Origin of the sequence: Stenotrophomonas sp. T8, from assembly GCF_051853085.1 — a bacterium.
GTDB lineage: Bacteria > Pseudomonadota > Gammaproteobacteria > Xanthomonadales > Xanthomonadaceae > Stenotrophomonas > Stenotrophomonas sepilia.
This window is the reverse complement of record NZ_CP195329.1, coordinates 647,605-671,424: the sequence shown is the minus strand read 5'-3', so window position 1 is coordinate 671,424 and position 23,820 is coordinate 647,605. Positions and strand designations below refer to the sequence as shown.

Genomic DNA, 23,820 nt, shown 5'->3' with positions numbered 1-23,820 from the left:
CCCGGGAAAGAAGGCAAAGGCCGCTGCCCGGAGGCAGCGGCCTTCCCGGCACATCAATCTTCTTCGACGGCCGAGGTCTTGGTCTGGATGACCTTCTTGCCGCGGTAGAAACCGTCAGCAGTGATGTGGTGACGCAGGTGCACTTCGCCGGTGGTCGGGTCGGTCGACAGCTGCTTGGCGCTCAGGGCGTCATGCGAACGGCGCTGGCCGCGGCGGGACGGGGTAACACGGGATTTCTGGACAGCCATGGGATTGCTCCAAACTCGGTTCGTTTTGCTTCGTCGTTTCGTCGCACAGGACGCCAGCGCCCAGCACACTTTTCGCTTTCGCCGCAGCCGCCGACGACAACCGGCTGCTATTGTTTCTTCAATGCCGCCAACGCCGCAAACGGGTTGGCCTTCTTTGTTTCTTCTTCGCTCGGTGCCCAGTCCTTGTCGACTGCTTCACCGTCGGGCGACAGCGGCACCACAGGCACCGCCAGCACCAGCTCGTCCTCGACCAGGTCCAGCGGACGCAGCTGGCCGTCTTCCGGCACCAGCAACGCCTCGTATTCCTCCGGCAGGGACGATTCCTCGTCCTCGTCGCGGATCAGACCAAGCCTCTGGGTCACCTTCACCGGCAACAGGAATCGCTGCATGCTGCGCTGACAGGTCAGCGGCAACGCGGTGTCGATGGTCAGTTCCACATAGGATACCCGCAAGACGTCGTCGCGACCGAATTCAAGCGAGTAGACACACTCGCCGTCGGTATCTGCGACCAACCCCTGCAGGCGGGTCAATTCAGCCAGGGAGACCTGACCGTCGAAGCGCCTTCGCGCTACAACCATCCGCCAGGCATCCAGCGTTTCGGGCACGTTCGCGGACATAAGCCGCTGAATACTAAGGATCGCACCGCCCGCTGTCAAATGCCCGCCATACAGGACTTGCTGCTGGCGTTGCCGGCGGGCCAGACTGCCGCGCCCTGCCTCGGTATTCTCGCATGTCACTGGTCCTGGCCTCCACCTCCCGCTACCGTCGCGAACTGCTGCAACGGCTGGGCCTGCCCTTCGACTGCGCACGCCCGGAGGTGGATGAAACACCGTTGAACGGCGAGGGCCCGATGGCCCTGGCCACGCGCCTGGCCGCCGCCAAGGCGGCCGATGTCGCCACGCGCCATCCGGGTGCCTGGGTGATCGGCTCGGACCAGGTCGCCGACCTGAACGGCCAGCCGCTGGGCAAGCCGGGCACGGTCGAGGCGGCCTGTGCGCAGCTGGTGGCGATGTCCGGGCAGACGGTACGCTTTCACACGGCAATCAGTCTCAGGCGGGATGGAGAATCCCTCGCCGCCCTGGATCTGACCGAAGTACGCTTCCGCGCGCTGGATTCGCAGGAGATCGCCCGCTACGTCGCCACCGAGCAACCCCTGGACTGCGCCGGCAGCTTCAAGTGCGAGGGCCTGGGCATCAGCCTGTTCGAGGCGATCGACAACCGCGACCCGACCGCGCTGGTCGGCCTGCCACTGATCGCGCTGTGCGGCCTGCTGCGCAGGGCCGGATTTGCGGTGCCGTGAACGGTAGAGCCGAGCCCATGCTCGGCTGCTTTTTTCGAGGCTGCCTGCCATCTGACTCGGAAGCAGCCGAGCATCGGCTCGGCTCCACAGGACCAGAGGACCTCAACGAACCTCGAACGGTTGCTCCTGCCACGCCTCCACGCTGCCATCGCGCCCGTGCAGGCGCAGGCCGAGCCAGTGCCGGCCCGGCGCCAGCGTGGTGGTGTCCAGCGACGCGTCGAAGCCCACCGCCGGATGCTGCGGATCGGTACTGTCCGGCCAGGCGGGGCGAACGTCGAACACGCGCCCGTAACGCGCGTCACCGATCGAGCGGCCATCAACCAGCACTTCAACCCGCGCCAGCCCGACCCCATCCTTGAATGCCCAGCCCTTGATGGCGAGCGTTCCGGAGACCTTCTCACCGTTGGACGGCGCATCCAGCCAGGCCATCGCGGGTGTTATGCAAGGCCCCTGTGCACGCTTGGCCGGCAGCCGGAACAGCAGGAACCGCTGGAAGCCATGATCGCTGCTGACCACCCGCGGCGCAGGCAGCGGCCCCACCTGCTCGCAGAGGGTGTGATAGCGCGCCAGCAGATCGCGGTAGCGCTGGTCACTGGGTGACAGCACCAGCAGCATCGGCACACTGCGCGGGCCTTCGTGCAGCAGGTCCCACTGCGCCAGCTGTGCGGTGCGCCCATGCTTGTCGTTGAGCGGATGTGGCAACACCTCGATATCGCCATTGCCCAGCTGGAAGCCCAGTTCGGCACCGACCTTGAAGTTGCCCGCCAGGACACGCGTACCCGGTGGCATCTGCCGCAGTTCGTCACGCACCGCCACGGCCAGCGGCTGCCAGCCGGCAAAGTTGCGCGGGTAGTACTTGCTGCCGGCCATCTGCTCGCGCAGTGCCGGCGTGGACGCCATCAGGTAGTAGCCGAACGCCAGCACGGTACCTGCAGCGGCCAGCCACCAGCCGGTACGGCGCAACCAGCGCGGCCAACCGTTGAGGACCACCGGCACGGCCACCAGCAACGCCAGGTAGCCTGGCAAGGGCCAGTGGAAACTGATCCGCTCGACATCGGTGAAGAAGCCCAGCAGGAAGATGCCCAGCGTCGACACCCCGCCCACCAGGCCGAAATAGCGCCACTGCACCCGCGCCCCACCGCCACTGCGGGTACCCGCCAGGGCGACCTTCCACATCGCGATGCACAGGATCGGCGTCACCAGCATCGGCTGGATCACCAGGAACCACAGCCCCTCCCACTCGAACGCCCACGGGTGGCGCTCGACCACCTGGAACTTCAGGCCGGCATCGTGGTTGTCGGCATTCCACGCCAGCAACGGCAGCCAGGCCAGCACGCCCACCGCCAGCGCCACCCATACGCGCGGATCGGCCAGCATGCGACGGCCCTGCGGCAACGCCAGCAGCGCAATGAAGCCGACACCGATGACACCAATGAAACGGTAGTGGCTGAGCGCACCGATCAGCAGGCCCAGCGCCAGCTTCATCGCCGAGGACGCATCCACGCTGTGCAGCAGGCGCGCGCCGGCGTGCAGGCAGATCACCGCCGCCAGCGCCATCGGTACGTCCGGCACGGCCAGCAGGCCCAGCGTGGCCGACAACGGCATCAGCAGGGTCAGGCTGCCCGCCTGCCACCCGGCCACGTTGCCAAACCAGCGCGTGGCGATGCGCACCACCAGCATCGGCAGCAGCGCGCCGATGGCCAGGAACGGCAGGCGCAATGCGAGTACGTGATGGCCACCGATCTCCACGCCCAGGCGTGCAAGCCAGGCGGTCAGCCCCGGCAGGTCGGAATAGGCAGCGGCCAGGTGCTGGCCTTCCTGCCAATAGAACGCCTCATCGACGAACAGCGGCAGGCGCGCGGCCACCACCAGCTTGGCCGCTGTGATCAGCGTCCACAACCAGAGAAAAATCGCCCGCGCGCGCTGTTCGCCTTGCATTGCTCTATGGATAATCGAATGGATTCCAGACCTGAGACGATCATGCCAGCCTCGTCCCCCAATCCCAGCATGCTAACCGATCAACTGCGCCAGGCCCTGCGGGAGGCACAGGATCAGGTGAACGCACTGGTGCTGGGCAAGGTGCCGGAAGTCAGGCTGGCCTTTGTCGCCCTGCTTTCTGGCGGCCACCTGCTCATCGAGGATCTGCCCGGGCTGGGCAAGACCACGTTGGCGCACGCATTGGCCAGCAGCCTCGGTCTCAGCTTCCAGCGCGTGCAGTTCACCTCCGACCTGTTGCCGGCGGACGTACTTGGCGTTTCGGTGTACGAGGCCGGCAGCCGCCAGTTCCAGTTCCATCCCGGCCCAGTGTTCACCCACGTGCTGCTGGCCGATGAGATCAACCGTGCACCGCCGCGGACACAGAGTGCGCTGCTGGAAGCGATGGCCGAGCAGCAGGTCACACTGGATGGACAGACACATCCACTGCCCGACCCGTTCTTCGTGATCGCCACGCAGAACCCGGTCGACCTGTCCGGCACCTTCCCGTTGCCGGATTCGCAGCTGGATCGTTTCCTGCTGCGGCTGGCGATGGGCTACCCCAGCGCGCAGGCCGAGCGCGAGCTGCTGCGCGGCAGTGATCGCCGCGACCTGATCGCACGCGCGGTGCCAAAGCTGGACGACACCCAGGTGCGTGCATTGCGTGAAGCGGTTGGCCAGGTGCATGCCAGCGACGCGCTGATCGACTATGTGCAGGCGCTGCTGACCCGCAGCCGACACCATGCCGGCGTGCGCGTAGGCCTGTCACCGCGCGCGGGACTGGCCCTGCTGCGTGCCGCCAGGGCACATGCGCTGCTGCTCGGCCGCGGGCATGTGATGCCCGAAGACGTGCAGACCCTGTTCGTGGCGGTGGCCGGCCATCGCCTGGTGGCCGAAGCCGAATCCAGCTCCGGGCCGGCGCTGGCGCGGGCGATCCTGCAGACCGTCGCGGTGGACTGAAGGTGGCCACACGCTGGGCACGCATGCAGCTGCTGGCACGCCCCCGCAGGCCCGAAGCCCTGCCGCAGCGACTGGACCGTCATCGCATCTACGTGCTACCGACACGCTTCGGCCTGTTCGTCGCCACCCTGCTGTCGGCGATGCTGCTGGGCGCATTGAACTACAACAACAACCCGGCCCTGCTGCTGGCGCTGCTGCTGGCCGCGGCAGCGATCGCCAGCGCCATCGCCGCGCACCTGCAACTGTCCGGCATACAGATCGATGCAATCTCCGCCGAACCAGTACCGGCCGGGCATCCCCTGCGCCTGCGCGTGGACCTTTCGTTGCGCGACCCGCGCGCGCGCCACGGGCTGCACCTGCAGCTGGGCGCAAGCGAGGCCTGGGTCGCACTGCCTGCACACGGTCGCGGCGAAGTGGAGCTGGATGTTCCCAGCGAGCGCCGCGGCTGGCTGGAACTGCCCCGCATCCGCCTGTCGAGCACGCAGCCGCTGGGACTGGTGCGGGCATGGTCGTGGGTGTGGCCGGAGCAACCGCTGCTGGTCTACCCGCTGGCCGAGGCCCAGGCACCGCCCCTCCCTGAAAGTGGCAGCGATCCCCTGCACACCCGCGCCCACGCCACGGGCGAAGAGCTGCATCAGCTGCGCCCCTATCGTGCCGGCGATGCTCCGCGCAGCATTGCCTGGAAACACTCGGCGCGCCGCGACAGCCTGCTGGTACGCGAGTACGAGAAGCCGATCGGCATCGAAGTGGTGCTGGATTGGCGCACGCTGGCAGCGCTGGGCCATGAAGCGCGCATCGCACGCCTGGCACGCTGGGTCGACATGGCCGAACGCGAAGGCCGTCGCTATACGCTGCTGCTTCCGGCCCATCCGCCGTTGGGGCCCGGCCAGGGTGCCAGCCACCACCACCTGTGCCTGCGCGCACTGGCATTGATGCCCCATGACTGAGCCTGCCGTCCTGCTCGACCGCAACGCCCGCAGCTGGACCCTGGCCAGCGCAGCGCTGGCGCTGCTGCCACTGCTGCTGCAGCTGCCGCCGGTGCTGGCCAGCGTGATCGCGATCGCCGCCGTGCTGACCGCTGCGCTTTCATGGCGGCGGCTGCTGCCGATGCCGGTCCGCCTGTTGCTGGTGCTGGCCATGCTTGCCGCCATCGTCTGGCAGATGGGCATGGTGCGGCCGGGCCGCGATACCGGCTGCGCATTGCTGGCAGCGATGCTGGCGATCAAGTCCAGCGAGCTGCGCAACCTGCGCGATGCGCGCAGCCTGCTGGGCTTCGCGTTGTTCTCGCCGTTCGCGGCCTTCCTGCTCGACCAGGGGCCGCTGACCACCGGGCTGGCAGCGCTGGCCGCAGTTGCCGCACTGCTGGCCCTGCAACGCCTGGCCCTGGACGAGGGCCACAGCCCTCGCCTGCCGCTGCGCGGACAACTGCGTGGCGTCGGCCGCCTGCTGGGGATCGGCCTGCCACTCGCGCTGGCCTGCTTCTGGCTGTTCCCGCGCTTGTCCACGCCGCTGTGGGGCGTACCCGAGCGAGCGGTGGGCACACCGGGCCTGGCTGACAGCATGGCGCCGGACCAGTGGCTGGACCTGATGGCCGACGACACCCCGGCGTTGCGCGTGCAGTTTTTCGGCGCGGTGCCCGAGCCTGCGCAGCGCTATTGGCGCGGCCCGGTGCTGACGTCGTTCGACGGCCACCGCTGGAGCCGCGATCGCGCGACGGCCGGGCGCCCCGCACCGGTAGTCGAAACCGCCGCACAGGGTTGGGACTACCAGATCGACTACGAGCCCACCGACCGTCGCCTGCTGGTGGCACTGGACCTGCCCAGCCGCGCACCGGAGGGCAGCAGCTTCGATGCCGACATGAGCCTGCGCAGCGACCGCACGCTGTCCGCGCTCAGCCGCTGGCGGTTGCATTCGGCGCCGCCGCAACGGTTCGACACCGATCTGTCGCCCTACCTGCGCCGCGCGGCGCTGCAGCTTCCGCCGGGCTTCAATCCGCGCACCGCCCAGCTCGCGCGGCAATGGCGGCAGGAGGCCGGCAGCGATGACGAGGCCATCGTCCGCCGTGCGCTGCAATGGATCACCCGCGACTTCTCCTACACGCTGGATACACCGGTGGCGGGGCGCGATCCGGTCGACGATTTCCTGTTCAACTACAAGGCCGGCTTCTGCCAGCACTTCAGTTCGGCCTTCGTAGTGCTGATGCGCAATGCCGGCATTCCGGCCCGGGTGGTGACCGGCTTCGCAGGCGGTACCCGCAACCGCATCGGCGACTACTGGGTGGTGCGTCGCATGGATGCCCACGCCTGGGCCGAAGTCTGGCTGCCGCAACGCGGCTGGGTGCGGGTCGACCCGACTGCCGCCGTGGCACCCGAACGCATCCTGGACACCCTGGACGACCGCCTGCAGGCCGGCACCGATACCCCACTGCAACAGCGCTGGCTGCAGCTGGGGCAGATGGGTGACTGGCTGCGCCGCGGCTGGAACGACCTGGTGCTGTCCTTCGATGCACGCCGCCAGCAGCAACTGCTCAAGCCGTTCGGGCTGGATGACCTCGGGCCGGCGCAGCTGGTGACCGGATTCGTGGTCGCCGCCCTGCTGGCACTGGCGTGGATGGCCTGGCTGCTGGCCCGCGGCGAGCGCGAGCGCGACCCGCTGCTGCGCGCCTGGCACCGGCTCGGGCGGCGGTATGCGCGCCTTGGCCTGGCCCGCGAACCGCACGAAACCGCACAGGACTGGGCACAGCGGGTTCACCGGCAGCGACCCGACCCGACCCTGCTCGCGCTCAGCCAGCGTTTCGCCGACGCGCGCTACGCTGGAACTTGCACCGACCTCGCTTCATTATTGCGGGACCTGCGCAGGCATCGCCCGACTTCCGGAGCCTCCCCATGAACACCAAGTTCCTCCTCACCGCTGTGGCCACGCTGGCCCTGTCGGCCTGCGCCACGGCCCCCAAGCCGCTGCAGGGACAGTTCAGCCTGGTTTCCCCGCGCGACTCGGTCGCCACCCAGCAGGTCGGCACGCCGGTCCGATGGGGCGGCCGCATCATCGAGACCAAGCCCGGCCAGGGCGAGACCTGCTTCCAGATGATCTCGCGCCCGCTCAACGCCAGTGGCCGCCCGAACACCACCTCGTCCGACGCCAGCGACGGCCGCTTCATTGCCTGCCGCGCCGGTTTCTACGACCCGGCCGTGTTTGAAGCCGGGCGTGACGTGACCTTCATCGGCAAGATCGACGGCTACCAGAACACCCGCATCGGGGACTACGACTACCGCCTGCCGAAGCTGTCGGCCGATGTGATCTACCTGTGGCCGGAACAGCGCCAGGTCGATGTGGTGCCCTACCCCTATGGTCCGTGGGGTCCGGGTCCGTGGGGCCCGTACTGGGGTGGCTACGGCCGTTGGGGCTGGTGGTGATCGCCCCCCAGCCCGCATGATCGGAAAAGGCCGCCTTCGGGCGGCCTTTTTCATCCACGCATGCGTGGACAGGGCTTCAGCGCCCCGGCGTACCGAAATGCCCCAGCGGCGCGCCGGCCAGCAGGTGCATGTGGATGTGGAACACGGTCTGCCCGGCATGTTCGCGGCAGTTCATCACAATGCGGTAGCCGTCCTGCGCGAAACCCTCGCGGCGCGCGTATTCGGCAGCGGCCAGGGCCAGCTTGCCGACCAGGTGCGCCTGCGACGGCTGCAGGTCGTCCAGGGTCGGGATGATCTCGTTCTTCGGAATGAACAGTACGTGCACCGGCGCCTGCGGTGCGATGTCCTTGAAGCCCAGCACCTCGTCATCCTCATAGACGATGGTGGCCGGGATCTCGCGACGGATGATCTTGCTGAAGAGGGTTTCGTTGCTCATGGTCGGCCTCGGCGGGAGTGTCTTCCGCATTGTAGGCCGGCCGCGCCGGGTGATGCCCGGGTGGTACTCAATCGCGGAATTCGCTGCGCGTCCCGAACGCGTGCGACAGCGTGCCGCGGTCAACGTATTCAAGCTCGCCGCCAAGCGGCAGGCCCTGTGCCAGCCGGCTGGGCTGCACCTTGCGCGCGCGCGCCAGCTGCGCAAGGTAATGCGCGGTGGCTTCGCCTTCGACGGTGGCACTGGTGGCGATGATCAGCTCCTGTACCTCACCTTCGGCCAGCCGCTGCTCCAGCTGCTCCAGGCCCAGCTCGCGCGGGCCGACGCCATCGAGCGGCGACAGCCGGCCCTGCAGCACGAAGTAGACACCGCGAAAACCCGTCGCGTTCTCGATCGCGAGACGATCGGCCGGCGATTCGACCACGCACAGCTGGCTGCGCTCGCGGCTGCTGTTGGCACAGGTCGGGCACAGCTCGGTTTCGCTGAAGTCGCGGCACTGCGCGCAGTGGCCGATACGCTCCACCGCCAAGGCCAGCGTTTCGGCCAGGCGCTGGCCGCCTTCGCGCTCGCGCTCGAGCAGGTGGTAGGCCATGCGCTGCGCCGTCTTCTGGCCTACGCCAGGCAGCACCCGCAGTGCGTCGATCAGTTGTTCAAGCAGGGGTGCGGACACGGCGGCATGCTTTGATGGCGCCGAGCGAGCTCGACGGCTACAGATTCTGTGGCACCCGCTTGCACGGATGCCACGCTGGCAATCAGAACGGCAGCTTCATGCCCGGCGGCAGCTGCATGCCGGCGGTGGCCGAACCCATCTTCGACTTCGACTCGGCATCGATCTTGTTCGAGGCATCATTGAAGGCGGCGGCGATCAGGTCTTCCAGCATCTCCGGGTCGCTGGTCAGCGACGGGTCGATGCGCACCTTGCGGCATTCCTTGGCGCCGGTCAGGGTCACGCTGACCATGCCGCCGCCGGCACTGCCGGTCACTTCGATCCTGGCGATTTCTTCCTGGGCCTTCTGCAGGTTTTCCTGCATCTTCTGGGCCTGCTGCATCAGTTGGGCGATATTGCCGCGCATAGTGTCTTACTCGTCAAAAGAACGGATGGAATCGGAAACAACCCGGGCACCGTGCTGTTGGATCAGCACCTGCACTTCCGGGTCGTCCATGAAAACGGCCTCTGCCACCCGCTGCCGCTCGCCACGCTGGCGGTCGGCACGCTGATGCAGGGTCTCGGCCGGAACGTGTTCGGTTTCCACGGTCTCGACCACGATCTTCGGCGCCTGGCCAAGGGCCTTCTCCAGCATCTCGCCCAGGGCAGCCAGCGCGCGCTCCGAGCGCAGGTACTCAAATCCGGGCGAAAGGCCCAGTTTCAAGGTCCCGTGCTGGCAGCTGATGAAGGCGGCGTTGGCAGCCAGCTGCCGCGAGGGGCCGCTGAGACCGCTGTTGGCGACCAGGTCCAGCCAGTCTTCGGCAGTGGCCAGCTCGCTGACACCTTCCTGCGGTGCGGCCTCACGCGCCGGAGCCGATTCGGCCGGCGCAATGGCAATACCTTCGGCGCGGAACGAACGCTCCGGCGGCGCAGGCTCGCCTAGATCCGCGGCGGGAGCCGGCGGTTCATGCCAGGGCGCGACCATGGCGGCATCCGGGCCGGCCATCTCGGCCGCCAGAGCCCCATCCCGCGCCTCGGCTTCGTCGGTGGCCCACGGCGGCAGGTCATCGCTTGCCTCTGCAGCGATGGCAGGCGCCAGCGCCTCGGCCTTCACCGGCGGCGGTGACACGGGCTCTTCCACCGGAACCGGCTCGGGTTCAGGCGTCGGATCCGGCTCCGGTTGCGGGGCCGGCTCGGGTTCGGGTTCAGGTTCGCGCGGTGCAGCCGCCGGAGCGGCCACCTGCGCCGCCACGGCCGGGCTGGCCGAAGCGACGGCAGCAGCCGGCGTCGCTTCATGGCTTCCGGCATGGGCGCCACCACCGGCAGCGTTGCCACCCGGCGTGCCTCCCACCGCACCGTCGACGGCCTTCGGCACCGGCGGTACCGCTGCGGCCGGACGGAACGCCAGCATGCGCAGCACCGCCATTTCAAAGCCCGCGCGCGGGCTCGGTGCCAGTGGCAGGTCGCGACGGCCATTCAAGGCCATCTGGTACCAGAGCTGCACCACTTCCGGGCGCAGGCGCTCGGCGAATGCCGCCACATCCAGGCCTTCCGCCACGGCGGCGCCCGGCACCAGCTGCTGCACCTGGATGCGATGCAGGCCTTCGGCCAGCGCTTCCAGCACGCCACTCCAGTCCGGCGAGAATTCGGCCAACGCGGCCACCACCTGCAGCAGGCGCGGGCCATCGCCCTCGGCCAGCGCATCGAGCATCGCTGCCACCTGGGTGCGATCCACAGTGCCCAGCATGGTGCGCACCACATCCTCGCGCAGCGCGCCGCCGGCATAGGCGATCGCCTGGTCCAGCAGTGACAGGCCGTCACGCAGGCTGCCGTCAGCGGCCTTGGCCAACTGCACGATGGCGCTGCCGTCGGCCTCGATCTCTTCCGCCGCCAGGATGCGGGTCATCTGGCCCTGGATCTGGTCTTCGTCCAGGCGCTTGAGATTGAACTGCAGGCAGCGGCTGAGCACGGTGACCGGCAGCTTCTGCGGATCGGTGGTGGCCAGCAGGAACTTCACGTGCTCCGGCGGCTCTTCCAGCGTCTTCAGCAGTGCGTTGAACGCCGCCTTGGACAGCATGTGCACTTCGTCGATCAGGTAGACCTTGTACTTGCCGCGCGAAGGCATGTACTGCGCGTTCTCGATCACCTCGCGCACGTCGTCCACGCCGGTGTTGGACGCGGCGTCGATTTCCAGCAGGTCGATGTAGCGACCGGCGTCGATGTCCAGGCAGGCGGCGCACTGGCCGCACGGGTCGGCACTGGTGCCCTGCTCGCAGTTGAGCGACTTGGCGAAGATGCGCGCGATGGTGGTCTTGCCCACGCCACGGGTACCGGTGAACAGGAACGCGTGGTGGACCCGGCCGCTGTCCAGCGCATTGCTGAGCGCACGGACCACATGCTCCTGGCCCACCAGCTCGGCAAAACGCTTCGGACGCCACTTGCGGGCAAGGACGAGATAGGACATCAGGCCACCGTTTTCCATCGGAAGTTCCATTGTGCCATGCCTGTCCAGCCCCTTCGCCAACAATGCCCCCGGATGCGTCCCTGATCTGGGCGCTTGTGTCCGGCCGCGCCGCCCGCTAGAATCTGCGCCCCTGCTGAGGCGTTTGCCGATGACAGGGATCCGGAGAGGTGTCCGAGTGGTTGAAGGAGCACGCCTGGAAAGTGTGTAAGCGTCTAAACCGCGCTTCGGGGGTTCGAATCCCCCTCTCTCCGCCAGATAAATGAAGAAGCCGCCCAGTGGGCGGCTTTTTTATTTGGCTGGCGGGAATCGCCGCAGCTACTACCGGACTGAACAGGTCTTGCCGTCGTGGCCGGTCCAACGGCCCGCCCGCCGACGGCGCGCGATCCGCCGCAGGTCATCTGCGCCGGAGCAGTCTCCGCACGCAGGCGCCGACGAACGCCAGCCCCAGCAGCACCCACACGACCGTCATTCCCCACAGCGCACCGAACGTATCCAGGACCGGCTCCAGCCGCGGTTGCGCCGGGTCGTAAAGCACGCGTACCGGCTGCCCAGGCTCATAGCCGAAGATCATGCCGCCCTGCGGGTACGAGACGCGTTGGCCGGTCGCGGTGGTGAACGCGACCTGCGGATGCGATCCGCCGGCGTTCAGGCGCTCAACCTGGCCATCAACGGCCTGCGCGACCTCCAGGAACTCAAGACGATGTGTAACCTCGAAGGCGGCCACGGCAAGGATCAACAGACCCACCACGCCAAACAGCAGACCGCGCATCAGCTGGGCAGTCCGGAAAAAAGAAGGGTCGGGCATCGCTGGGCAGCTCCGTTGCAGGCGGGAAGACGAATGGGGCCGGCGGATCCTGCCGCGCGGTCACTCCCGTTGCCCGACAGCATAACCCAGAGGCCACCCAGCCCCCTCCGCACGCTATGGTGGCTGCATGAGCCTTCGTGTCTACCAACCCGCCGACGCACGCGCCTGCCTGTCGATCTTCGACAGCAACGTACCCACCTACTTCGCGCCCGAAGAGCGCAGCGACTTCGAACGCTTCCTGCGCGAGCAGGCCACGGGCTGTGCATTCCAGGTGATCGAGCGCGATGGAAACGTCGTCGCCTGTGGTGGCCTCTCGCGCCGTGGCGACGGCAGCGCCGGCTTCTGCTGGGGCATGGTGCAGCGCGCGCTGCACCGCCAGGGGCTGGGCCGCACACTGGCACTCGCGCGCCTGCGCCAGGCCGAAGCGGATCCCTCGATCAAGCGCATCGCGCTCAGCACCAGCCAGCACACCCAGGGCTTCTATGCCGGCCTGGGTTTCCAGGTGGCGCGCATCGTGCCCGATGGGCATGGCGCCGGGATCGACGCCGTTGAAATGGAGCGGGAGCTCTAGCGCTCCCGCCCCGGTGCCATCCGCGCAGGGCGTGGTTCTACCGCCCGCCTGCTCCCTCAGAACCCGACGCGCAGGTTGATCTGCCCGCCGACATCGCGGCGGCCATCGCCATGCTGGCCCTGCACGAACATCGACAGCTGGCTGTTGCGGCCGAGGCCGACCGCCACACCCACCTGGCTGACCAGGGCATTGCGTGCCATCACCGCGCTGTAGACATCGAAGGCGTCGCCGCCCACCGCGAAGCGGTTGCGGCTGGCCACATCGGTGTCACCCGAGGCGTGCTGCCAGCCCAGGCCGACCGTGAGCTGCGCCGGGAAGCGCTCGCCGCTGCCCACGTCCCAACGCCCACGCACGCCCACGGTGCTGACATTGAGCGTGTCCTTGCCGCCTTCCAGCACCAGTGCCGCGCTGCCGCCCTGCTCCACCGCACGATCGCTGTCGACCCAGTGCTTGGTGAACTGCACATAGGGCTGCAGCTGGGTCCTGCCATGGGTCCATGTCCAGCTGCCTTCCACCTGGGCGATGGTCACATCCGAATCCTGGCGGCTGTACAGGGTCTGGCCCAACAACGGCACTTCACGCGTGGTGCGCGTCCGGTAGTCACCGCGCGACACGCTGCCCCCCACCGCGAAGCCGTTGTTCCACTGTCCCTGTGCATACAGGCCGAACGTGTGGCCACGCAGGCGGGCCCGCGAGCTGCGATCATACAGCCGCGTATCCAGCCGCTCATTGCCGGCCGCTGCACCCAGCACCACATGCTCGCCCAGCTGCCAGTCGACACCGGCCATCAACGCATTGCGATTGGCGCGGATCTCATCGCCATTGCCGTCGCCGTCCTGCCTGAACACCTTGCCGCTGCCGGCCAACCAGGCCGAAGCGCGCTCGCCACGCACGGTCGGCAACTCGCTGCCGAGTCGCTGGCGGATGCCTTCTTCCAGGTAGTTGTCGTACAGCAGCACCGCGCGGCTGGCCGCGTGCACTTCACCGGAGAGCTGTTCGAATGCGCTGCGCGCAGTGCCGGCGTCATACATCAGCACCGTGTTGTACAGGCCCAGAGCCGCGCCACTCTGCGGCAGGCTGTCCAGCGCCGCGGCGGTGTTGTACTGGTTGCGCGTGTTGGTCACGGTGGTGAACGCTGCGGTCTGTGCCACGTCGATCTGCAGGTTGGCCGTGTTGGCGGTGTAGACCGGGGTGATGGTCAGGAAGGCCGACGGCGAGGTTGCCGAGGCGAACTGCCCACTCACGCCACCGCCCGCATTGACCACCGTGTACTGCTGGCCCTGCTGGTAGCTGGTGCTCGGCGAAATGGTATTCACCCGCACGGTGCTGCCGCCCACATTCGCGCTGCCGCCCACCTGCACCGTGTCGCTGCCGGTGGCGCCCAGGTCGATGCCCAGCGTGCTGCCCGGTGACAGGTTCAGATTGCCGCCCACCGTGATCGTGCCGGTGCCATTGCCTGCACCACTGCCATTGCCCGCGCCATTGCCCGGCGACAGCACGCCGCCGCTGGACACCGTCACGCCACCGCCGGTACCACCGATGGTGCCGGTGCCGGACAGGGTCGTACCACTGCCGATGGTCCACTGGCCGCCGATCGTGCCGGTGACATTCAAACCGCCGCCGGTGACCTGGCCGGTGCCGCTGAAGCCACCACTGTTGCCGCCCAGATTCAGCGTGCCCGGGCCGGCCTGCACGATGCTGCCGCCGCCGGTGATGCTGCCGCCAAGCGTGGTGGTGCCACCAGTGTTGATGACCAGGCCGCCGTTGTTGGTGATGTTGCCGGTGATCGAGCCACTGGCCCCACCATTGCCGACCTGCACGGTGCCGCCAGCGTTGATGGTGGTGCCGCCGGTATAGGTGTTGTTGCCGGTCAGGGTCACGGTGCCGGTACCGGCCTGGGTCAGGCCGCCACTGCCGCTGATGGTACCGCCCACCGTGGTGTTGCCGCCGACGTTGAACACCAGGCTGCCGTTGTTGCTGACATTACCGGTGATCGCACCGCTGGCGCCGCCATTGCCGACCTGCAGTGTGCCGCCGGTGTTGATGGTGGTGCCGCCGGTATAGGTGTTGTTGCCGGCCAGGATCACGGTACCGGTGCCCGCCTGGGTCAGACCACCGCTACCACTGATGGCACCGCCGACGGTGGTGGTGCCGCCCACGTTGAACACCAGGCTGCCGTTGTTGGTGACGCTGCCGCCGATGGCACCGGTCGCACCGCCATTGCCTACCTGCAGCGTGCCACCCGCGTTGATCGTGGTCGGGCCGGTATAGGTGTTGTTGCCGGTCAAGGTCAGCGTACCGCTGCCGGCCTGGGTGAGGCCGCCACTGCCGCTGATGGTGCCGCCCAGCGTGGTATTGCCCGCCACGCTGGACACCAGCGTGCCGTTGTTGGTGACATCACCGACGATTGAGCCCGTTGCCCCGCCATTGCCCAGCTGCAGCGTACTGCCGGCGTTGATGGTCGTGCCGCCGGTATAGGTGTTGGTCCCGGTCAGCAGCAGCGTACCGCTGCCGGCCTGGATCAGGCCGCCGCTGCCACTGAGGGTGCCGCCCAGCGCGGTGTTGCCGGCCACGTTGGAAATCAACGCGCCATTGTTGGTGATGTCGCCAGCGATGGCGCCGGTCGCGCCGCCGTTGCCCACCTGCAGCGTGCCGCCGGTATTGATGGTGGTCCCACCGGTGTAGGTGTTGTTGCCCACCAGGGTCAGCACACCGCTGCCCGCCTGGGTCAGGCCACCACTGCCGCTGATCGCACCGCCGACCGTGGTGTTGCCCGCAACGTCGAACACCAGGCTGCCGTTGTTGGCAACGTTGCCGGTGATCGCGCCGGTCGCACCGCCATTGCCCACCTGCAGCGTGCCGCCGGCACTGATGGTGGTGCCGCCGGTATAGGTGTTGTTGCCGGTCAGGGTCAGCGTGCCGCTGCCGGCCTGGGTCAGGCCGCCACTGCCGCTGATGGTGCCACCGAGCGTGGTGTTGCCGGCCACGTTGGATACCAGCGCACCGTTGTTGGTGATGTCGCCGACGATCGCGCCGGTCGCACCGCCGTTGCCGATCTGCAATGTGCCACCGGCATTGATCGTGGTTCCACCGGTGTAGCTGTTGTTGCCGGTCAGCACCAGCGTGCCACTGCCGGCCTGGGTCAAGCCGCCGCTGCCGCTGACCACCGCGCCCACGGTGGCCGTCGTACCCAGGTTGTAGACCAGGCTGCCGTTGTTGGTGATGTCGCCCAGCACCGAACCGGTGCTGCCGCCGTTGCCGATCTGCAGCGTACTGCCACCGTTGATGGTGGTGCCTCCGGTATAGGTGTTGTCGCCACTCAGGGTCAGCGTGCCGGTACCGCTCTGCACCAGGCCGCCGGTACCACTGAGCACGCCGGCGAAGGTCGTGCTGCCGTTGTTGCCGCCGGTGGTCAGGGTTGCACCGCCCAGCACCACGCTGGAACCGGTCACGCCAGCGAGGCCTCCGATGCTCTGGCTGCCACCGGCGCTGATATCCAGCGTACCGGCACCGGCCAGGTTGACCGTGCTGGCACCGGACAGGCTGCCGCCGGCCGCAACTGCCAGCGTGCCGCTGTTGATGGTGGTGGTGCCGGTATAGCTGCTGGCACCGCCCAGGGTGACTGTCGCCGCGCCATCCTTCAGCAGGCCACCGGCACCACTGATCGGGCCGTTCAAGGTCAGTGCGTTGCTGCCGCCCAGAGTCAGCGTGCCGCTGGCCAGCTGCACGGTGTTGGCCAGCGTCAGCGCGCTGGTGCCATCCAGGCTGGCGTTGCCGCCTACGGTCAGCGCACCGGTTCCCAGCGAACCGTCGTTGCCCAGTAGCAGGCCACCGGCATTGAGGGTCACGCCGCCCGTGAAGACGTTGACGCCAGTCAAGCCCTGGATGCCTGCGCCGTTCTTTACCAGCCCCCCTGCACCTCCGATGGTGCCGGCGAACGTGGTATTGCCCACGCCATTGAGGGTCAGCGTGCTGCCACCCAACGCCACTGAAGAGCCTGCCACGCCTGCCAGCGAACCGATCGCCTGCGCGCCCCCCGCACTGATGTCGAAGGTGGTACCGGCTTTGGCCAGGTTCACCGCACCCGTCGCAGCGAGGCTGCCACCGGCGCCGATCGCCAGCGTGCCGGCGTTGATGGTGGTGCCACCGGTGAAGGTGTTGGTGCCGGTCAACGTCTGGGTACCGGAGCCTTCCTTGATCAGCCCACCGGAGCCGGCCACCGAACCACTGAACGTGCCATTGGTGGCGTCTCCGATCGTCAGCGTGTTGGCGCCCAGATTCACCGTGCCGTTGCCGATCAGGGTACCGAACTGCTGCGTGCCGCTGCCTGCCGACAGATCGAAGGTCGCCCCCGAGGCCAGGTTGACGATGCCACTGGCGTACAGGCTCGCGCCCGCACCTAGTGCCAGCGTACCAGCGTTGATGTTGGTGCCGCCGGTATAGGTGTTGGTGCCGTTCAAGGTCAGCGTCGCGGCACCCTCCTTGGTCAGGCTGCCGGTACCACTCAGGTTGCCGTTGAGGGTGAGGTTGTTGCTGCCCAGGACGGTCAACGCGTTGCTGAGGATGAAGTTGTTGCCGAGGATGACCGCAGTGTTCGAATCGAGCGTCGCAGCGCCTCCGACCGTCACCGTACCGGTGCCCAGCGCAGCATTGTTGCCGACCACCAGGCCACCGGCGTTGAGCGCCACGCCACCGCTGAAAGTGTTGGCGCCATTGAGCGTCTGCACGCCCGCACCGTTCTTGATCAGGCCGCCACTGCCGCCGATCACACCGCTGAAGGTGCTGTCCACGGTGCCGCCCAGGGTCAGTGTGCTGCCGCCCAGCGCCACCGTGCTGCCTGCAACGCCGGCCAGCGAACCGATGGCCTGGTTACCCGCGGAGATGTCGAGCGTGCCCGCACCGGCCAGGTTCACCGCACCGGTTGCGGCGAGGCTGCCACCGGCACCGATTGCCAGTGTGCCGCTGTTGATGGTGGTCCCCCCGGTGTAGGTGTTGGCACCGCTCAGGGTTACGGTGGCCGCACCGTCCTTGATCAGTCCGCCCGTGCCGGAAATCACGCCCCCCAGCGTCAGCGCCTGGCTGCCGAGCAGATCGAGGCTGGCACCCGCTGCCAGCCCGATGTTGTTGGCAAGGCTGACGCCGGTCGTTGCATCCAGCGTTGCGTTGCTTCCGACCGTCAACGCGCCGCTGCCGAGCGCAGCGCTGTTGCCGACCACCAGGCCACCGCCATTCAGTGCAACGCCACCACTGAACAGATTGGCGCCACCCAGCGTGAGGATGCCGGCGCCATTCTTGACCAGGCCACCGGTGCCGGAAATCGCGCCATCGAAGAGGCTGTTGCCCACACCACCGAGTATCAGCGTCTGTGCCCCCAGGCTCACCGTCGAGCCGGCCACGCCGTTCAACGATCCGATGGTCTGGTTGGCACCTGCGGTGGAGATGTCGAAGCCGGTGCCCGCAGCGCTCAGCGTCACCGCGCCGGTCGCGGCCAGGCTGCCGCCCGGACCAATCGCCAGCGTGCCAGCGTTGATGAAGGTGCCGCCGGTGTAGGTGTTGGCACCGGTCAGCGTTTCGATGCCCGCGCCCACCTTGGTCAGGCCACCGGTGCCTGCGATCGAGCCACTGAAGGTGCCATCGGTGGCGCCGCCGACCTCGAGCGAGTTGGCACCGAGGTTCACCGTACCATTGCCGACCAGCGTGCCGAACTGCTGCGTGCCGCTGCCGGCAGACAGATCCAGCGTGGCACCCGTGGCGAGGTTCACGGTACCGCTCGCCGCCAGGCTGGCACCGGCCCCCAGCGCCAGCGTGCCGGCATTGATGTTGGTGCCACCGGTATAGGTGTTGGCGCCGTTCAAGGTCAGCGTCGCGCTGCCATTCTTGGTGAGGCTGCCGGCCCCGGACAGGACGCCGTTGAGCGTCAGTGCATTGGTCCCGAGCACGGTCAGCCCGGCGTTGAGCGCGATGTTGTTGGCCAGCGTTGCCAGGCCGGTGGTATCCAGCGTGGCGGCACCACCAACGGTCAATGCGCCGGTGCCCAACGCCGAATCATTGCCAAGCACCAGTCCGCCCGCGTTGAGCGTTACGCCGCCGCCAAACGTGTTGGCACCGGACAGCGTCTGTACGCCCGCGCCTGCCTTGATCAGACCGCCGCCGCCACTGATCACGCCATCGAACGCGGCGTTGCCGGCCGTACCGAAGGTGAGCGAATTGCCGCCCAACGCCAGGGTGCTGCCACCCGCACCGTTGAGCGCGCCGATGGTCTGGCTGCTGCCGGCACCGGAAATATCAAAGCCAGCGCCTGCACCCAACGTGACATCACCCGCTGCAGCAAGGCTGCCGCCCGCGCCCAGCGCCAACGTGCCGGCATTGATGGTGGTACCGCCGCTGTAGGTGTTGGCACCGGACAGCGTAAGCGTGGTGGCACCATTCTTGACCAGGCTGCCATTGCCGCCGACCACGCCCGACAGCGTCAGCGCATTGCTGCCCGGCAACGTCAGTACGACGCCCGAGCCCAGCGTGACCGCATTGCCGAGTGTCACTGCCGCGCCCGCGTCCAGCGTGGTGCTGGCATTCACCGCCAGCGCGCCGGTACCGAGCGCACCATTCGCACCGACCACCAGGCCACCGCCGTTCAAGGTCAGGCCGCCATCGAAGGTATTGGTGTTGTTGAGGGTCAGCAGGCCCGCACCGTTCTTGATCAGGCTGCCATTGCCGGCCACCACGCCACCGAGGGTGAGATCGTTGCTGCCACCCAGCGTCAGCTGCGTACCGGCACCGAAGTTCACTGCGTTGGCCAGGTTCAGCGCCACGGTGCTGTCCAGCGTGGTCGTGCCACCAATGCCCAGTGCACCGGTACCGAGTGCGCTGGCGTTGCCGAGAATCAGGCCACCGTCGTTGAGTGCAAGGCCACCACTGAAAGTATTGGCACCGGACAGCGTCTGTACGCCCGCGCCTGCCTTGATCAGACCGCCGGTACCATCGATCACGCCGGCAAAGCTGCCACTGCTGGCGCCGCCAAAGGTCAACGACTGCGCGCCCAGCACCAGCTGGCTGCCTGCCACGCCGTTCAGCGCGCCGATGGTCTGCGCCGCACCGGCTGCGGAGATGTCCAGCGTCGCACCGGCACCCGCAAGATCCACCGCGCCGGCCGCGGCAAGACTGCCGCCCGCCCCCAGCGCCAGCGTGCCGGCGTTGATGGTGGTGCCACCGGTGTAGAGGTTGGCGCCGGACAGAGTGAGGCGGGCCGCGCCGTCCTTGATCAGCCCACCGGCACCGAATACCGGACCGGTGAGCGTCAGGTCATTGCCGCCCAGCACGGAGAGATTCGCACCGGCGGCCAGGCCGATGAGGTTGCCTACGGTGAGTGCAGACGTTGCATCCAGCGAAGCGTTACCGCCCACGTCCAGCTGGCCGGTACCCAGTGCCTGCGCATTGCCCAGCTGCAGCAGGCCCGCGTTGAGGCCGACACCCCCGCTGAAGGTGTTGGCTCCATTCAACGCCAGCGTGGCCGTACCATTCTTGACCAGGCTGCCAGTGCCACTGATGAGACCGCCCAGTGACACGTCCTGGCTGCCCAGCAGATCCAGCGCCGCGCCTGCCCCGAGGTTGACGTTGTTGGCGAGGTTCAGCGCTGCTGAACTGTCCAGCGTGGCAGTGGCGCCCACCGACAGTGCACCGGTGCCCAGTGCGCCGGCGTTCCCCAGGAACACACCGCCGCCGTTGACGGTGAGCCCACCGCCGAAGCTGTTGGCGCCGTTGAGGGTCAACGTGCTGGCACCGTTCTTCACCAGCCTGCCGGTACCGGACACCACGCCACCCAGCGTGATCGCCTGCGAGCCCGGCAACGACAGCGCCGCACCCGCGCCCAGGTCAACATTGTTGGTCAGGCTCAACGGGGCGCTGCCATCGAGCGTGACGTTGCCGCCGATGCCCAGTACTCCAGTACCGAGCGCGCCGCTGTTGCCCAGCAGCAGGCTGCCGGCGTTTGCGTTCAGTCCACCGCTGAAAGTGTTGGTGCCGTTCAAGGTCAGTGTCGACGCGCCATTCTTGACCAGGCTGCCGGTGCCAGTGATATTGCCGCCCAGGGTCAGGTCCTGGCTGCCCGGCAGGGTCAGGGCCGCGCCGAGGTTGATCGCATTGCCCAGGTTCAGCGCCGCAGTGGCGTCCAGCGAGCCGTTGCCACTGACCGTCAGCGCACCGCTTCCCAGCGCACCGGCGTTGCCCAGCACCAGGCCACCGGCCGCAAGATTCACCCCACCGCTGAAGGTATTGGCACCGGTCAGCGTCTGCACGCCGGTACCCTGCTTGATCAGCCCACCGGTGCCGCCGATCACGCCGGCGAAGGTCTGGTTGGTGGCATCACCGAAGGTGAGCGTGCTGCTGCCCAGCGCCAGGGTGCTGCCCGCCACACCGGACAATGCACCGATGGTCTGGTTGCCACCCAGCGAGATATCCAGTGCACTGCCAGCGCCGGCCAGGCTGACCGCGCCGGTCGCCGCCAGGCTGCCACCACTGGCCAATGCCACCGTTCCGGCATTTACCGCCAGTCCACCAGTGAACGTGTTCGCGCCGCCCAACGTCAGCGTGGCAGCGCCGTTCTTGACCAGGCTGCCGCCCCCACCAATGACACCCCCCAGCGTCAGCGCATTCGAGCCCAGCACATTGAGCGAACCACCGGCGCCAAGCGTGATGCCATTGCCCACGGCGAGCCCGGCGCTGGCGTCGAGCGATACCGCGCCGCCGACGTTCAGTGCCCCGGTTCCCAGTGCACCGCCGTTGCCCAGCACCAGGCTGCCCGCGTTGAGTGCCAGACCACCGCCGAACGTATTGGCGCCGTTGAGGGTCAGCGACGATGCACCATCCTTGATCAGGCCGCCAGCGCCGCTGATCACCCCGTTGAAAGTGAGCGCCTGCCCGCCAAGCAGATTCAGGCTGGCACCCGATCCGAGGCTGACAGCATTGGTCAGCGCCAGCGCCGTGGTGCCGTCGAAGGTGGTGTTGCCGCCGACAGAGAGCGTACCGCTGCCCAGCGCGGCGGCATTGCCCAGCAACAAGCCACCGGCGTTGAGCGCAACACCGCCCGTGAGGCTGTTGACGCCCGACAGGGTCTGCACACCGGTGCCGAGCTTGATCAGGCCGCCGGTGCCTGCGGCGAACGTGCCGCTGTAGCTGGTATTGCCCAGCCCGCCCAGGGTCAGGGTGTGACTGCCGAGGTTGACCGAACCGCCAAGCCCGGCCAGCGAGCCGATGGTCTGGTCGGCCGCCGCCGAAAGATCCAGGCTGGTGCCGACGCCCAGCGTGATCGCGCCGGTGGGCGACAGGCTGCCGCCCGCGCCCAGCGCCAACGCGCCCCCGGCCAGGTTGAAGCTGCCGCTCAGCGAATTGGCACCGTTCAAGGTCAGCGTGCCGGCACCGTTCTTGGTCACGTTGCCGGCACCGGATATCGAGCCACTCAATGTCAGCGCATTGCTGCCCAGCAGGTTCAGCGAGCCCCCGCCACTGACCACCAGGTTGTTGCCCAGGGTGAAGCCCGCCGTCGTATCCAGCGAGGCGCTGCCACCGACGGTCAGGTTGCCGCTGCCGAGTGCACCGGCATTGCCCAGCAGCAGGCCGCCGGCATTGAGGTTGACGCCCCCGGAGAACAGGTTTGCGCCGCCGAGAGTAACAATGCCGGTGTTGTTCACCGTCAGCCCACCAGCGCCTGAAAGCACGCCATTCAAGCCGAACGCATTGGTCCCGGCCAGGGATAGATTGCCGCCGAGGTTGAACGCATTGGCCAGATTCAGACCGGCCGTGGAGGATGCGATGGCACCGCCGTTGGCCGTGAACAGCCCTGTGCCGAATGAGCCGGCATTGTTGAAATTGACCAGGCCATCATTGAGCGTCGTCGGGCCGGATGCGCCCCATGCGCCCTGCAGGTTCCAGGTACCGCTGTTGACGGTGAGCTTCTGGAAGTTGAGGTACTGGTTCCAGCCCAGTGTGGTCACCGCTCCGCCGGTGCCTGACCCGGGACCGGCGGAACTGTTCTGCAGCACCAGCGCGTTGTTGCCCGCACCGCTGCCGGTACCCGCGTCGACCGTTCCCGCTGCCGCAACCTTCACCCCGGTAACACCCGTAATCACGCCGGCAAGGGCGGTGCCACCGCCGGCCACAACGCTGGAACCCGACACTGCGGTGAAGGTATTGCCGCCGGTTGAATCACCCAGGTGAACGCTGCCACTGACCGCCCCTGCATTGAGGAACGTATTACCGCCAGAAGCGCCCAGGCCGACACGCCCGTCGATGGTGCCGGTGTTGGTCACATTGGCTGCCGCACCACCGTAGGTCACCACCGTGGTCGCGTCGGAAACGCTGCCTGCGCCGATCAACGACGTGCTGATCAGGCCGGCGTTGTTGATGGTGGTGGTGCCGTTGACGTTCTGTGCCACCAGCGCCTGTCCACCGAAGCCCAGCAGCGTTGCGATGTTGACGACACCCTTGATCTGTCCACTGGCGTTGTTGTTGACGACGATCGCGCTGTTGTTGGCGGAACCATTGCCGATGACCAGGCCGGGCGAGGCAAGGACGATCGAGCTCGGATCGATCGTGCCATTGTTGTTGACCGTCACGTTGTCGCCGGTCAGCGTTGCTGCGTTGCCTCCACCTACGATCGGCGGCGTACGCAGCAATGCACCCGCAGCGATGTTCAGCGTGAGGCCGTTGGTCGCGTTGGAGTAATTGTTGATGGTGGTGGTGCTGTCGCAGTTTACGGTCGTGGTACCCGTACACGCCGCGAATGCCGATCCACTGGCCAGTGTGGCGGCCAATGCCGCCGCCAGCTGGTGCGTCCGCAATCGCGGTATCCGCCCTGCGCTGACCGCGCTCCCCCCGGGATTCAGGGCGACCTCCGAAGCAACCTGCATTACCCCAAGGGCACGATTGAAAACCAGACGGTAAATGCGGTTCATCGGTAAATCTCCATGAAAAGACCGGATGGCACAGCTGGCAGGTTTTTTTGGAGACAATGC

Annotated in this window: 15 protein-coding genes and 1 tRNA gene; 7 read left to right on the top strand and 9 right to left on the bottom strand. The window is 67.6% G+C overall.

Going from position 1 to position 23,820, the window contains the following annotated elements; translation table 11 throughout:
- Window positions 1-53: 53 nt before the first annotated feature.
- Entirely contained in the window at window positions 54-248 is a 195-nt protein-coding gene (rpmF, locus tag ACSDHM_RS03135) for a 50S ribosomal protein L32 (RefSeq protein ID WP_005408308.1), read from the bottom strand.
- Window positions 249-355: 107 nt separating this feature from the next.
- Complete coding sequence (locus ACSDHM_RS03130) at window positions 356-865, bottom strand: YceD family protein (protein WP_049404889.1); 510 nt, start codon at window positions 863-865, stop codon at window positions 356-358.
- Between the two features lie 113 nt (window positions 866-978).
- Between ACSDHM_RS03130 and ACSDHM_RS03125 the strand changes: the two genes are divergently transcribed.
- Window positions 979-1,548, top strand: coding sequence for a Maf family protein (locus ACSDHM_RS03125; protein WP_072168234.1), 570 nt, complete (start codon window positions 979-981; stop codon window positions 1,546-1,548).
- A gap of 102 nt (window positions 1,549-1,650) precedes the next feature.
- Here ACSDHM_RS03125 and ACSDHM_RS03120 read toward each other — a convergent pair whose 3' ends face one another.
- Window positions 1,651-3,486, bottom strand: coding sequence for a glycosyltransferase family 39 protein (locus ACSDHM_RS03120; protein WP_072168235.1), 1,836 nt, complete (start codon window positions 3,484-3,486; stop codon window positions 1,651-1,653).
- Window positions 3,487-3,528: 42 nt separating this feature from the next.
- Here ACSDHM_RS03120 and ACSDHM_RS03115 point away from each other — a divergent pair, with 42 nt between their 5' ends.
- From ACSDHM_RS03115 to ACSDHM_RS03100, 4 genes are read left to right on the top strand one after another with little or no spacing between them, the layout of a single operon-like run.
- Window positions 3,529-4,482 (top strand): AAA family ATPase, encoded by a 954-nt coding sequence (locus tag ACSDHM_RS03115; RefSeq protein ID WP_072168236.1) that lies wholly within the window; start codon window positions 3,529-3,531, stop codon window positions 4,480-4,482.
- 23 nt (window positions 4,483-4,505) lie between these two features.
- Window positions 4,506-5,429 (top strand): DUF58 domain-containing protein, encoded by a 924-nt coding sequence (locus ACSDHM_RS03110; RefSeq protein ID WP_061480523.1) that lies wholly within the window; start codon window positions 4,506-4,508, stop codon window positions 5,427-5,429.
- Window positions 5,422-7,371, top strand: a complete 1,950-nt coding sequence (locus ACSDHM_RS03105; protein ID WP_353761530.1) for a transglutaminase TgpA family protein — start codon at window positions 5,422-5,424, stop codon at window positions 7,369-7,371. Before ACSDHM_RS03110 ends, ACSDHM_RS03105 begins: the two co-directional genes overlap by 8 nt.
- On the top strand, window positions 7,368-7,895 hold the full coding sequence (locus tag ACSDHM_RS03100; RefSeq protein WP_005415498.1) for a Slp family lipoprotein: 528 nt from the start codon (window positions 7,368-7,370) through the stop codon (window positions 7,893-7,895). The genes ACSDHM_RS03105 and ACSDHM_RS03100 overlap by 4 nt, the downstream gene beginning before the upstream one ends.
- Before the next feature lie 76 nt (window positions 7,896-7,971).
- On the opposite strand, the gene ACSDHM_RS03095 is transcribed toward ACSDHM_RS03100, so the two are convergent.
- From ACSDHM_RS03095 to dnaX, 4 genes are all read right to left on the bottom strand, one after another.
- Entirely contained in the window at window positions 7,972-8,331 is a 360-nt protein-coding gene (locus ACSDHM_RS03095) for a histidine triad nucleotide-binding protein (RefSeq protein WP_005415497.1), read from the bottom strand.
- A 67-nt stretch (window positions 8,332-8,398) separates the two neighbouring features.
- The gene (gene recR, locus ACSDHM_RS03090) at window positions 8,399-8,998 is read right to left on the bottom strand and encodes a recombination mediator RecR (RefSeq protein WP_005415496.1); all 600 of its coding nucleotides are present in this window, start codon (window positions 8,996-8,998) and stop codon (window positions 8,399-8,401) included.
- Window positions 8,999-9,080: 82 nt separating this feature from the next.
- Window positions 9,081-9,401 carry a YbaB/EbfC family nucleoid-associated protein gene (locus tag ACSDHM_RS03085; protein WP_019659509.1) on the bottom strand — a complete coding sequence of 107 codons (321 nt, stop codon included), beginning with the start codon at window positions 9,399-9,401 and terminating at the stop codon, window positions 9,081-9,083.
- 6 nt (window positions 9,402-9,407) lie between these two features.
- Window positions 9,408-11,438, bottom strand: a complete 2,031-nt coding sequence (gene dnaX / locus ACSDHM_RS03080; RefSeq protein WP_072168274.1) for a DNA polymerase III subunit gamma/tau — start codon at window positions 11,436-11,438, stop codon at window positions 9,408-9,410.
- Between the two features lie 161 nt (window positions 11,439-11,599).
- Between dnaX and ACSDHM_RS03075 the strand changes: the two genes are divergently transcribed.
- A tRNA-Ser gene (locus ACSDHM_RS03075) sits at window positions 11,600-11,692 on the top strand.
- A gap of 140 nt (window positions 11,693-11,832) precedes the next feature.
- Here ACSDHM_RS03075 and ACSDHM_RS03070 read toward each other — a convergent pair.
- Window positions 11,833-12,243: a DUF3592 domain-containing protein gene (locus ACSDHM_RS03070; protein ID WP_269777698.1), complete on the bottom strand. Its 411-nt coding sequence runs from the start codon at window positions 12,241-12,243 to the stop codon at window positions 11,833-11,835.
- Between the two features lie 127 nt (window positions 12,244-12,370).
- Between ACSDHM_RS03070 and ACSDHM_RS03065 the strand changes: the two genes are divergently transcribed.
- On the top strand, window positions 12,371-12,814 hold the full coding sequence (locus ACSDHM_RS03065) for a GNAT family N-acetyltransferase (RefSeq protein WP_072168253.1): 444 nt from the start codon (window positions 12,371-12,373) through the stop codon (window positions 12,812-12,814).
- A gap of 56 nt (window positions 12,815-12,870) precedes the next feature.
- On the opposite strand, the gene ACSDHM_RS03060 is transcribed toward ACSDHM_RS03065, so the two are convergent.
- A complete protein-coding gene (locus ACSDHM_RS03060; protein WP_439426646.1) occupies window positions 12,871-23,760 on the bottom strand; it encodes an autotransporter-associated beta strand repeat-containing protein in 10,890 nt (3,629 codons plus the stop codon).
- Between the last annotated feature and the right edge of the window lie 60 nt (window positions 23,761-23,820).